Source organism: Stenotrophomonas sp. 610A2, assembly GCF_030549615.1.
In the GTDB taxonomy this organism is placed as follows: Bacteria; Pseudomonadota; Gammaproteobacteria; order Xanthomonadales; family Xanthomonadaceae; genus Stenotrophomonas; species Stenotrophomonas pigmentata.
Genome location: NZ_CP130832.1, coordinates 3,184,803 through 3,197,112 on the forward strand (window position 1 = coordinate 3,184,803; position 12,310 = coordinate 3,197,112).

11 protein-coding genes and 1 tRNA gene are annotated in these 12,310 nt (G+C 62.3%); 1 reads left to right on the forward strand and 11 read right to left on the reverse strand.

What is annotated here, in order from left to right; all coding sequences use genetic code 11:
• Window positions 1-282: 282 nt before the first annotated feature.
• From cyoD to Q5Z11_RS14350, 9 genes are all read right to left on the reverse strand, one after another.
• Complete coding sequence (gene cyoD / locus Q5Z11_RS14310; protein ID WP_282271076.1) at window positions 283-621, reverse strand: cytochrome o ubiquinol oxidase subunit IV; 339 nt, start codon at window positions 619-621, stop codon at window positions 283-285.
• Window positions 621-1,259 (reverse strand): cytochrome o ubiquinol oxidase subunit III, encoded by a 639-nt coding sequence (gene cyoC / locus Q5Z11_RS14315; protein ID WP_405051604.1) that lies wholly within the window; start codon window positions 1,257-1,259, stop codon window positions 621-623. Before cyoC ends, cyoD begins: the two co-directional genes overlap by 1 nt.
• On the reverse strand, window positions 1,256-3,253 hold the full coding sequence (gene cyoB / locus Q5Z11_RS14320; RefSeq protein WP_303747026.1) for a cytochrome o ubiquinol oxidase subunit I: 1,998 nt from the start codon (window positions 3,251-3,253) through the stop codon (window positions 1,256-1,258). Before cyoB ends, cyoC begins: the two co-directional genes overlap by 4 nt.
• Window positions 3,254-3,255: 2 nt before the next feature.
• Window positions 3,256-4,362, reverse strand: coding sequence for a ubiquinol oxidase subunit II (gene cyoA, locus Q5Z11_RS14325; RefSeq protein ID WP_303747027.1), 1,107 nt, complete (start codon window positions 4,360-4,362; stop codon window positions 3,256-3,258).
• 679 nt (window positions 4,363-5,041) lie between these two features.
• Window positions 5,042-5,117: transfer RNA gene (locus tag Q5Z11_RS14330), tRNA-Thr, on the reverse strand.
• A gap of 173 nt (window positions 5,118-5,290) precedes the next feature.
• Complete coding sequence (locus Q5Z11_RS14335; protein ID WP_303747028.1) at window positions 5,291-6,172, reverse strand: catalase; 882 nt, start codon at window positions 6,170-6,172, stop codon at window positions 5,291-5,293.
• A gap of 75 nt (window positions 6,173-6,247) precedes the next feature.
• Window positions 6,248-7,729, reverse strand: a complete 1,482-nt coding sequence (locus Q5Z11_RS14340) for an aldehyde dehydrogenase family protein (RefSeq protein WP_303747029.1) — start codon at window positions 7,727-7,729, stop codon at window positions 6,248-6,250.
• 18 nt (window positions 7,730-7,747) lie between these two features.
• Complete coding sequence (locus Q5Z11_RS14345) at window positions 7,748-7,936, reverse strand: hypothetical protein (protein WP_303747030.1); 189 nt, start codon at window positions 7,934-7,936, stop codon at window positions 7,748-7,750.
• 68 nt (window positions 7,937-8,004) lie between these two features.
• The gene (locus Q5Z11_RS14350) at window positions 8,005-9,597 is read right to left on the reverse strand and encodes a GMC family oxidoreductase (RefSeq protein ID WP_303747031.1); all 1,593 of its coding nucleotides are present in this window, start codon (window positions 9,595-9,597) and stop codon (window positions 8,005-8,007) included.
• 185 nt (window positions 9,598-9,782) lie between these two features.
• Between Q5Z11_RS14350 and Q5Z11_RS14355 the strand changes: the two genes are divergently transcribed.
• Window positions 9,783-10,691 carry a LysR family transcriptional regulator gene (locus Q5Z11_RS14355; RefSeq protein ID WP_303747032.1) on the forward strand — a complete coding sequence of 303 codons (909 nt, stop codon included), beginning with the start codon at window positions 9,783-9,785 and terminating at the stop codon, window positions 10,689-10,691.
• 46 nt (window positions 10,692-10,737) lie between these two features.
• On the opposite strand, the gene ispH is transcribed toward Q5Z11_RS14355, so the two are convergent.
• Window positions 10,738-11,688, reverse strand: a complete 951-nt coding sequence (gene ispH / locus Q5Z11_RS14360) for a 4-hydroxy-3-methylbut-2-enyl diphosphate reductase (protein ID WP_303747033.1) — start codon at window positions 11,686-11,688, stop codon at window positions 10,738-10,740.
• Window positions 11,689-11,740: 52 nt separating this feature from the next.
• The gene (gene lspA / locus Q5Z11_RS14365) at window positions 11,741-12,247 is read right to left on the reverse strand and encodes a signal peptidase II (protein WP_303747034.1); all 507 of its coding nucleotides are present in this window, start codon (window positions 12,245-12,247) and stop codon (window positions 11,741-11,743) included.
• Window positions 12,248-12,310: the final 63 nt, after the last annotated feature.

A 12,310-nucleotide genomic window follows, 5' to 3' on the forward strand; every position in this document is an offset into this window, starting at 1 on the left:
GGGAGCGTAGTGCCGAGCCATGCTCGGCAGGGGCTTCACCAGCAATCCCAGCCGGCTTGTAGGAGCGGCGTGAGCCGCGAAGCTGGGCTGGGCGAAACCACCCTGCTGTCGGCGATCTGAAGGACCATCTGCTTCGCGGCTTATGCCGCTCCCACAACCGCGGTCGGCTGATGGTTTGTTGGGAACGCCCCTGCCGAGCATGGCTCGGCACTACAAAAACAACGTCAAAAACAAAGGCCGCCTTGCGGCGGCCTTTGTTCAACATCAAAGCGATCAAATCGCTCAGTGCATCATGTGGTGATTCATGTTCCACATGACCCACAGCGTGCCCAGCACGATGATGCCGATCACCACCAGGGTGAACATGCCGGCATTGACGTTCCAGCGGGCAGCCGAGGAACGGTCAAGGTGCAGGAAGAACACCAGGTGCACCAGCAGCTGCAGGATGCCTGCAACCACGATCACCGCGCCGGTGGCGAAGGACGACATGCCACCGCTCATCACCACCCAGAACGGGATGATGGTGAGCACGGCAGCCAGCACGAAGCCGATCAGGTAAGACTTGACGCTGCCGTGGCTCTCGCCAGCGGCACCGTGTGCATGATTGTCATGTGCGGACATTACATCGCTCCCGACAGATAAACGACAGAGAACACGCCAATCCAGACCAGATCCAGGAAGTGCCAGAACAGGCTCAGGCACGCCATGCGGGTCTTGTTGCGCGGGGTCAGGCCATCCTGCTTGAGCTGGACGAACATCACCGCCAACCACAGCAGACCAGCGGTCACGTGCAGACCGTGGGTACCGACCAGGGCGAAGAACGCCGACAGGAAGGCACTCTTGTCCGGGCCGTGGCCGTTATGGATCAGGTGGTTGAACTCCCAGATTTCCATGCCCATGAAGCCGGCACCCAGCAGCCAGGTGATGGCCAGCCAGAAGAACATCAGGCCCTTCTTGGACTGATGCATGGCGATCATGCCCAGGCCGAAGGTCAGCGAGGACACCAGCAGCAGCGCGGTTTCCCACGCTACGAACGGCAGTTCGAACAGGTCCTGGGCCGACGGGCCACCATTGGTGCCGCCAGACAGAACCACATACGTCACGAACAGGGTGGCGAAGATGAGCAGATCGCTCATCAGGTACACCCAGAAACCGAAGACGGTGTTCTCGCTGGTGTCGTGATGCTCGTGATGGTCATCGCCATGGTCCGCAGCGTGCGCTGCGGAACCGTGGGTCATCGTGTGGGCGTTCGTGCTCATGCCTTCACCTCGGTCTTCACCAAGCCCTGAGCTTCCAGGTGCTTACGGTGTTCGTTCTCGATACGTTCCACCTCGGCAGCCGGCACCCAGTAATCCACGTCCTTGTCGAAGGTACGGTAGATGAAGGTGGCGATCATGCCGACCAGGCCGATGATGGCCAGCACCCACATGTGCCAGACCATCGCAAAGCCCAGCACCAGGCTGAACGCGCCGATGACAACACCGGTACCGGTGTTCTTCGGCATGTGGATGTCGCTGTACTTGGCCGGCTTCTGCCAGGCTTCGCCGCGCTGCTTGCGGTGCCAGAATTCGTCCAGCTCCTCACCCTTGGGCAGGGTGGCGAAGTTGTAGAACTGCACCGGGGAAGCGGTTTCCCACTCCAGGGTACGGGCATCCCACGGATCGCCGGTCAGGTCAGCATTCTTCTTGCGGTCGCGGATGGACACGGCGATCTGGATCACCTGGCACAGGATGCCGAGGGCGATGATCGCGGCGCCGACAGCGGCAACGATGAAGTACGGCTGGTAGTCCATGTTCGGGTAGCTCTGCATACGACGCGTAGCACCCATGAAGCCCAGTGCGTACAGCGGCATGAAGGCCACGTAGAAGCCGATGAACCAGCCCCAGAACGCGCGCTTGCCCCAGGTTTCATTCAAGGTGAAGCCGAACATCTTCGGCCACCAGTAGGTGATACCGGCAAACATGCCGAACACCACGCCGCCGATGATGACGTTGTGGAAGTGGGCAATCAGGAACAGCGAGTTGTGCAGCACGAAGTCGATGGCCGGGATCGCCAACATCACGCCGGTCATGCCGCCGATGGTGAAGGTGACCATGAAACCGATCGTCCACAACACCGGCGAGGTGAAGTGCACGCGGCCGCGGTACATCGTGAACAGCCAGTTGAAGATCTTCACGCCGGTCGGGATCGAGATGATCATCGTCGTGATGCCGAAGAAGGCATTGACGTTGGCACCCGAGCCCATGGTGAAGAAGTGGTGCAACCACACCAGGAACGACAGCACACCGATCGCACAGGTGGCGTAGACCATGCCCTTGTAGCCGAACAGGGTCTTGCGCGAGAACGTGGCGATCACTTCAGAGAACACACCGAATGCCGGCAGCACCAGGATGTAGACCTCGGGGTGGCCCCAGATCCAGATCAGGTTGATGTACAGCATGGCGTTGCCGCCACCATCGTTGGTGAAGAAGTGCGTACCCAGGTAACGGTCCAGGGTCAGCAGCACCAGGGTGATGGTCAGCACCGGGAAGGCAGCAATGATCAGCAGGTTGGTGACCAGGGCGGTCCAGCTGAACACCGGCATGTGCATCAGCTTCATGCCCGGGCTACGCATCTTGAGGATGGTGATGAAGAAGTTGATACCGCTCAGCGTGGTACCCAGGCCGGAGACCTGCAGCGCCCAGATGTAGTAATCCATACCTACGCTTGGACTGTATTCCAAGCCTGACAAGGGCGGGAACGCCAACCAGCCGGTCGCAGCGAATTCACCGATCCACAGCGAGATCATCATCAGGCCGCAGCCTGCGACGAACAGCCAGAAGCTCAGCGAGTTCAGGAACGGGAAGGCAACGTCGCGCGCACCAATCTGCAGCGGCACCACCAGGTTCATCAAACCGGTGATCAGCGGCATGGCCACGAAGAAGATCATGATCACGCCGTGGGCGGTGAAGATCTGGTCGTAGTGGTGTGGCGGCAGGTAGCCTTCGGCGCCGCCAGCGGCAACCGCCTGCTGGGCACGCATCATGATCGCGTCGGAGAAGCCGCGCAGCAGCATCACGAACGCCACGATCAGGTACATCGCGCCGATCTTCTTGTGGTCCACCGAGGTGAACCACTCTTTCCACAGGTAGCCCCACAGCTTGAACTTGGTGACCGCGGCTACAACAGCCAGGCCGCCCAGCATCGCGCCGATGAGGGTGGTGAGCACGATGGGATCGTGCGGCAGTGAATCAAGAGAGAGTTTTCCAAGCATCGTCATTCTCCCGAGGTGCCGTGGCCAGCATGTGCGGCTTCGGCGGGCTCGTTGGCATTGTGACCGGCGTGGCCGTCAGCCTCGGCGGCAGCAGCAGGAGCAGCGGCGGCAGGAGCGTCATGGCCCATGGCGGCGTGGTCCATCGCGTCGTGGCCCATCGCAGCGTGGTCCATGGCTTCGGGCTGCATCGCCTCGTGGCCAGCACCTTCGTGCGACATCTTCTTGCCATCGTGCTTCATGCCGAAGTGGTGGTTCTCACCGGCATGCTTGGCAATGATGGTGTCGAACAGGCCCTTCTCGGTGCTGCCGTAATAGGTCACCGGGTGCCAGTCGTGGTTCTGCTCGGTGGTGAGTTCGGCGAACGCCTTCTGGTCCATGACCTTGGCATCGCCGCGCACCTTGGCCAACCAGGCCTGGTATTCCTCATTGCTTACCGCGTGCGCGGTGAAATGCATCTTGCTGAAGCCTGCACCGCTGTAATGCGAGGAGCGGCCTTCATAGCTGCCGGCCTCGTTGGCGATCAGGTGCAGCTTGGTCTCCATGCCGGCCATCGAGTAGATCATGCTACCCAGATGCGGAATGAAGAACGCATTCATCACCGTATCGGCGGTGATCTTGAAGTTCAGCGGAGCATCGACCGGGAAGGTCAGCTCGTTGACCACGGCGATGTTCTCTTCCGGGTAGACGAACAGCCACTTCCAGTCCAGCGAGATCGCTTCGATCACCACCGGCTTGGTATCGGACTCCAGCGGCTTGTACGGATCCAGCGCGTGCGAAGAACGCCAGGTCAGCACGGCCAGGACCAGGATGATCATGCACGGGATCGACCAGACCACCACTTCGATGGCGGTGGAGTGAGACCAGTTGGGCTCGTAACGGGCCTTGGTGTTGGATGCGCGGTACTTCCACGCGAACACCAGCGTCAGCACGATCACTGGGATGACCACCAGCAGCATCAGCACCGTACAGGTGATCAGCAGCGTGAGTTCGTCCCGGGCGATCTGGCCCTTGGGGTCAAACAGGGCCCAGTCGCAGCCCGTCATCATGACGGCCATAGCGACAATGAGGCCCGGACGCAAAAAGCGTCCAAGAGTTTTCAACGGAATCATCGGTCGATCCAATTGCGAGGGAGAGCCGGACCTGGCAAGCCCATACATGCAAACGCAAAGCGCCACCCGGGGATTGCCCACCGGGGAGACATGTAGGGGATTGTCAGATTTCAGCCCCGCAATTTTAGGCCTTCACACACCACTTAAGAAAGGTATTGACAATGATTTCGCGCAGCAAAAGCGGGCAGCAGCGTGCGACACGTTGTCGCACCTGCGGGCTGTGCAAGGACAGATTCGGCAAGGTCGCGGGCTTTGACGCCTGCCCGGCTGGCTGCTCACACGCCGGCTGAATATGCGATGGGGATTCGCAACAGCACGTCGCACTCGCCACCCGACTCCCAAGCTGTTGCAGCCGGTTCCGCTGGCAACAGCCTGCCGAAACATTCCAGATCCGCGCCCGTGCCGCCCTTGATACCCGCAGATTCAGGTTTATGAGTGGAATCACTTGCAGCCCATCGGCCCACACCGCGCACCTTGATCGCCCGCCCATGGCCTCCGGAACGCAATGCAGTACCGCTTGCCCGGTCGCAGCCGCTGAGGCAACTGCATGTCGGCAGCGAGTCCAGACTCTCGGCGAGCCCTCGGCCAAGCTCACAAACGGGCAGGCAATCCAACCTCTCCGCTCAGGCGCTCGCCAGGCAGCAGCCACAGAAAAGGCCCGCACGAGGCGGGCCTGATCTGGTGCCGGAAATAGGAATCGAACCTACGACCTACGCATTACGAATGCGCCGCTCTACCAACTGAGCTATTCCGGCGAAGGCGCGAATTGTAGGCAAAGCGGGTAGCTGCGGTCAATGCGCCCTTCGCACGGAGCCGTCTCAAACCTCGGACTACCGCCACTGACGTGCCTCAACGATGCCCCTGCGTGGGCGGCCACCCCCAAGTCGAAGGGAAGAACGACTATGGCAGCCCAACGCCACGCAACCTTCTAGCGCCCCAACCGCCGCGCAGCCGCCAACCGATACGCCCTCAGTCTTGCATGCAGCATCGGGTCGCCAGCAAACCCTATCCCCGCCGGTAACAGCGCCGGGTCGAAGGCTACTTTGCGCTGACTGCTCTGGTGCGGGAGCAGCCGTTCCAGCCAGATGTGGCCGAGCGCGAATGATGGCGCGGCGGGATCCCAGCCGCGGGTGATGTCGGCCGGATCCTCGCCTTCAGGTACCGGGGTGAACAGCAGGGCGAACATCACGCTGCCTTTGGACAGCTCGCCGCGCAGGCGCTTGTCCAGGTAATCAGGACCGTCTGGTGGAGCGCGGGCGACGTAGGGCTTGGTCGCGCGCATGCTGAGGCGGCCAATGCGGGCGTGTCCGTCCGGGGCGATCAGCCGGTAAGCGTGCAGCATGTGGTAATCCAAGGCACTGAAGCTGCTGGTCTGCGCGCCTGCGCGCAGCTCCTCGAAACGCGCCACCGCCGGGCACCCGGCCATCTGCGCGGCCAGCATCGCTGGCACGCGCTCGCGCTGGTTCACTGCATTCAAGAAGGCGAGAAACGCTTCCGGGTCGCTCGCAGGGAAAGCCTCCAGCGAATGCCCAACCAGCACCATCACCGCTTTGTTGCCTATCCGCAGGGCGAGGCCACGCGGTTCGCCAGCCTGGCTGCGCTGGTCGATATGCGGATTGGCACCGAAGCTCGAGAAGCGCGCCAGCACGCGCAGGTCTTCGCCACCGAATACCGCGGCCATGCAGAACTGCGGTGCGGTTGCGGTGGCGCGGAAGTGCCCTTCCACCAGCAGGCCGCGCGCATGATTGACCCTGCCGCCGGCAGCCACCTTGGTGCCGGCATTCAGGGCTCCGAACAGTGCCTGGGACATGTCTGTCGCCATTGCCGTGTCCTCCCACCGCATTGCCGTGGCAGCAAACAGCAGCTCGCGGATATGCAGCGTTATTCAGCGCTCGACCAGACCAGGACGCAGCGCGATATGTTTGTATTCCAGAAAGTCTTCCAGGGCCGCCAAGCCATTGAGCCGCCCCAGCCCGGACTGTTTGAAACCGCCCTCCTCGGTACCGTCGAACACGCGCGCCCAGTCATTGATCCATACCGAGCCGGCCTCAAGTGCTTCGGCCACGCGCAGCGCGCGGTCGACATCGCGCGTCCATACGCTGGCAGCCAAGCCGTATTCGTTGTCGTTGGCAAGGCGGATTGCCTGCGCCTCATCGCTGAAGCGTTGAATGGTGAGCACTGGCCCGAAGGTTTCCTGCTGGATGATGTCCAGCGCGTTGTCGAATACTTCCAGCAGCGCCGGCCGGAAGAACGCGCCCTTGCGCAATGGCCCGCTGCTGATCGGCCCGCCGCGTTCAACCACCACCGCGCCGGACTGGATCGCCTCTTCCACCACCGCGTTCACCCGTTCGACATTTGCCCGGTCGATCAAAGGCCCCATGTCACTGCCCGGGTCGGCCGCAGGCCCGACCTTGACCATGCGCAGCCGCGCACCCATGCCATCACGCACCGCGTCGTAGATGCGGTCATGCACCAGCAGCCGCGAGCCGGTCATGCAGAACTGGCCACTGAATACCGTCAGCGCCTTCTCAAGCACGGGCAAGGCCTGGCCGAGGTCGGCATCCTCGAACAGGATCATCGGCGTCTTGCCGCCCAGCTCCATGCCGAAGCGCTTCACATGCTTGGCACCACTGCTGCTGATCGCCCGGCCGGTACGCGTGGAGCCGGTAAAGCTGACGACAGGCACCTGCGGCGTATCCACCAGATAACTGGAACCTTCAGGCCCGCTTTCGAAAAACAGGTTGATCACCCCGCGCGGCAACGATTCCGCCTCGGCCATGATCCTGGCCATGGTGCTGGCGGTCTGTGCCACCTGCGACGGCAACTTGATTACCGTAGTACAGCCGGCGGCCAATGCTGGCGCCAGCGAACGGATGGTCAACACCACCGGCGAATTCCACGGCGCAATCACCGCCGCTACGCCCATCGGCTGGCGCAATACCATCGACAACCTGCCCGGCTTGGGTCGCAGCGAGCGGCCTGCTTCCAACAGCGCGGTTGCCGCCGAATAGCGCAATTTGCTCGGCACCATGTCCAGTTCGAATGCGGCCTCGGCAGCGATCTTGCCGTTCTCCAACGAGAGGATCTCCGCCAGCCGATCACGGTTGCGTTCGAACGCCTGCGCCAACTGCTCCAGCACCCGCGCCCGCAGCTCGTGATCATGCGCCCACAGCGTGTTCTGGAACGCCTGCGACGCCGCGGATACTGCCGCCATCGCCGCCGCGCGGCCGTTGTCCGGGTAGCTGCCTATCACCTCATAGGTCGCCGGATTGATCGAATCCTTGAGCGCACCATCAAAGCGCGGAATGCCGTTGATCCAGTTGGCGGCGCGGCGCGGCTGTTCTGTTGGTTTACTCGTCCCGCTCATGGGACCTCCACGTGTTGATCATTCATGATCGGCCTGGCCTTGCTTGCTCCGCGTCCAACAACGCCGCAATGCGGAGAGCAGCGCCTCAATCAAAGGCGCGCTGATGTTGACCACGATCGGCACGATGATCAGCGTCGATCCCAGTACCCGCAGCGGCAGCGGCCAATGCCTGAAATGCGCGCCCAGCAGACTCAGGACGGTCAGCACTGTTGGGTACACCGCCAGCCAGATCAGTGCGGTGCGCTTCAGCCGCGGTCGAAGTTCGCTGCGCCATGTCACTGGTCGGCGTCCCGCATCCATTGGCTGATGCGCTCGGCCAGCATGATCACGGTGGGATTGGTTGCCACGCAGGGCACATCTGGAAAGATGGATGCGTCGGCTATGCGCAGGCCATCCACGCCGCGCACGCGCCCCTGGTAGTCGGTCACCGCGTGCGCATCGTTGCTGCCGCCCATCGGCGCGGTGGACGTGGGGTGATGGTAGATATCCAAGGCCATCGGCAATGCTGCTTCCAGCGCGTCGTACGAGATCGACATCGCACCCGGCACCAACTCCTCAGCAATGAGCTCCGCCAGCGGCCCTTGCCTGGCAATGCGCCGGATCAACTCGATGCCTTCCACCATCAATCGCCGGTCCTGCGCGTCGGTCAGCAGATTCAGCGCGATCACTGGCGCTGCATCGGCTGCACGCGAGCGCAGCGTCACCGTGCCCATCGAACGTGGCCGGGTCAGCGCCAAGGCCAACATGAAGATGGCGCCGGTGGGCGACGCCAGCGGATCACCGTAATGCACCGCCGACACGTGGAAGTCGCCAACATTCGCCGCTGCCTTGGACGACTGTGCCCAGAGGATTGCACCCACCGGCGGCACCGGCAGGCCAAGCCGGTCCGGGCGCGCAGCCCAGGTGGTGTAGAAAAAGGGATGTTCCTGCAGCCGCTGGCCAACCGGCAGGTTGGCGACCACTCCAATGCCCAGGTCCAGCAAGTCTTTTGCCGGGCCGATGCCGGAACGCAGCAGCACCGCCGCCGTGCCATAGGTGCCAGCACTCAGCACGATGTTGTCGGCACCGATTCGTTGCCCATTGGCCAGCACCACCGCTGTTGCACGCCGGCCATCGAAGGCTATGCGATCAACCAGCGTCTGGCTGCGGATGCTCAGATTGGGCCGCATCCGCACATCGAACGATAGATAGGTCATGCCGGTATTGAGCCGCTGCCCCATCCGGTTGTTCATCGGGTAAGGGCCAACACCAAATGGGCGATCGCCGTTGAAATCAGCTACCCGTGGAAATCCCGCCTGCATCGCCGAGGCGACGAAGGCACGCTGCATGTCCGAGACTTCATCATCCTGCAGGTAGTGGATCGGCCACGGCCCATGGCGGCCATGGAAGGCATCCTCGCCGTGCACCGTGCGCTCGCTGCGCTGGAAGAACGGCAATACCTCCTGCGCACTCCAGTGCTCCAGCCCGGCCGCTGCCCACCGTTCGAAGTCACCGGAAGGTGCACGCATCGCCACACCGGCGTTGACCGCCGAACAGCCGCCCAACACCTTGCCGCGCGGTACCGGCATCGTCACGCCGTAAATATCTGGCTCAGCCGAATAGCCCCAGTCATGCGCGGCATCGGCGCCGATGATGTGCTGCAGGCGAACCGCATCGGGATACGCATCGGGTGCATACGCCTGTCCGGCCTCAATCAACAGTACCCGCCGGAACCGCTCCTCGCTTAGCCGGCTTGCCATCACCGCCCCCGCAGAGCCGCCGCCCACGATCACCATGTCGTAGTGCGACTCGCCGGATGTCGCCACCGCATGTGCACTGTCACCCTGCACTTGAGCACCTGTACCCGCGTATTTTTGCCGAGTAGCCATGGCGGCTACCTCCTTGCAGCAAGCCCTTCTAGCCACCTCCCGCCGCCTGCAAACACCTGCATGCAAGCGTGCCTGGCAACAGGACCTTGGCCGCCATCCTCGACCCACGCCGGCATCGGCGGAATACGTGCATTGGTCATGACACCAAGGAACAAATGTCCTCAGTCCTCTCATCGTTGGAATCATTGAACGGCCTGATCGCATTCGCCTCTGCGGTGCAGGCGGGCAGCTTCTCAGCAGCGGGCAGACAACTTGGACTGTCGGCATCTGCAGTCGGCAAATCCGTGGAGCGGCTGGAGCTACGTCTGGGTGCCCGGCTGCTCAATCGCACCACCCGCTCATTGGCACTCACCGACGAAGGCAAGGTGCTGTATCACTACGCCAACAATGTGATCAACGACCTGCGCGAGGCCGAGCGCGAACTCGGCATGCGTGAGCACACACCGCGCGGCCATATTCGAATCACTGCTGCACCAGTGCTGGGGCGCAGATACCTGTTGCCCGCGCTGGCAGGCTTCCACGAGCGCTATCCCGACGTCGTGATCAACATCAGCATCGACTCGCATCACCTCGACATCATCGAAGAGGGCTATGACCTGGCGCTGTGGGCTGGCGAACTGGAAGACTCCAGCCTGCAGGCAAGGCGATTGGGATCGTACGTGCTGGTCACCTGCGCCTCACCGGCCTACCTTGCCCAGCACGGCACTCCGAGCTCGCCCGCTGATCTGGAGCAGCACTGCTGCATCTACTACCGCCACACCGACAACGAGCGACTGGAGCCATGGCGCTTCCAGGACAGGCTGATTCCAAAGCCGGCCTCGCCCAACCATGTAATCAACGATACCCAGGCGCTCGTCAGCCTCGCCATGGCAGGCCTTGCGATCGTGCAGGTGCCCGACTATTTGATTCGCACTGAAATCGGCGACGGGCAGCTGCTCGAAGTGCTGCATGACCACACCGCACCCAAGCGCGGCGTCTTCCTGGTGTGGCCGCCGTTATCGGCGCAGATACCGCGGGTACGGGTCTTCATTGACTTCATCATCCAGCGGCTGTCACCTGAGTTCGGCGCCATCGATATGCCCATGAACGAATAAAGCCGGCGCAAAGGCCGGCTCTATTGCGCTGCACTACCAGACGCACTCAGTTCACGAGGCGCAGGCGCAGTTCCTTGGGCAGCGCGAACACCATGGTCTCCGGCTCGCCGCCGGTCTCGCGGACGCTGCCGGCGCCCAGCTCACGCAACCGTGCAATTACCCCATCCACCAGCACCTGCGGCGCCGATGCGCCTGCGGTAAGGCCGATGTGCTTCTTGCCAACCACCCACTGCGGATCAATCTCTTCCGCACCGTCGATCAGATAGGACTCCACGCCTTCACGACGTGCAAGTTCACTGAGGCGATTGGAGTTGGAACTATTGGGCGAACCCACCACCAGCACCAGATCACACTCTTTGGCCAGGTCGCGTACCGCATCCTGACGGTTCTGCGTGGCGTAGCAGATGTCGTCGTTCTTCGGACCCTGGATCTTGGGGAAGTGCTTGCGCAGCGCCTCGATCACCGCGCGGGTGTCGTCCACCGACAAGGTGGTCTGGGTGGTGTACGCGAAGTTCGCCGGCTGCGATACCTGCAGCGCCTCGACGTCTTCCACGCTCTCGACCAGGTAGATATGGCCCACACCCTTCTCGCGGTTCCACTGGCCCATGGTGCCTTCCACTTCGGGATGGCCTTCATGACCAATCAGCACCACATCGCGACCGGCGCGGCAGTGACGGGCCACTTCCAGATGCACCTTGGTCACCAGCGGGCAGGTTGCGTCAAACACCTTCAGGCCACGGCGTTCGGCTTCGATACGCACTGCCTGTGACACGCCATGCGCGCTGAAGATGACGGTATTGCCATCCGGCACTTCGTCGAGTTCTTCAACGAAGATGGCGCCGCGTGCCTTCAGGTCGTCGACCACGAAGCGGTTGTGTACCACTTCATGACGCACATAGATCGGCGCGCCGAGGGTTTCGATGGCGCGTTTGACGATCTCGATGGCGCGGTCTACACCGGCACAGAAACCACGGGGATTGGCGAGCAATACGTCCATCTTCAACGACTCCGACCGCTGACGGTCGCTAATGCGGGAACAGATGCCGGAATCATCCGGCCTTTTTTTCGGCCTTGCCATCAAGCAGGCCCATCAAGGCGATGCCGATGGCGCCGCCCACAATCGCCGCGTCGGCGATGTTGAACGACGGCCAGTAATGGTCACCGATATACCACTGAATGAAATCAACCACGTGACCATGGATCTGCCGATCGATGACATTGCCGATCGCACCACCAATGACCAAGGCATACGGCAGCGCGCTGCGCCAGTTGGCGCGCGGGGTGCGCGACAACCAGAACGCCATCAGGCCGCTGATCGCGATGGCCAGGAAGGTGAAGAACCACAACTGCCAGCCGCCGGCATCGCTGAGGAAGCTGAATGCCGCGCCGGTGTTATAGGTGCGGTACCAGTTCCAGAAACCGTCGATCACCGGCACCGGGGTGAACTCCGGCAGGCTGGACAGCACCCAGGCCTTGCTCCACTGGTCCAGGCCGATCACGACCACGGAAACCAGCAGGTAGATCAACGCATTGGGTTTAACAGCCTTTGCTTGCATGTAATACGCCTGTAGTGGACTGCGATGAAGCGGATGAGAGGTTTCTCACCCGCTTCGCCTGAC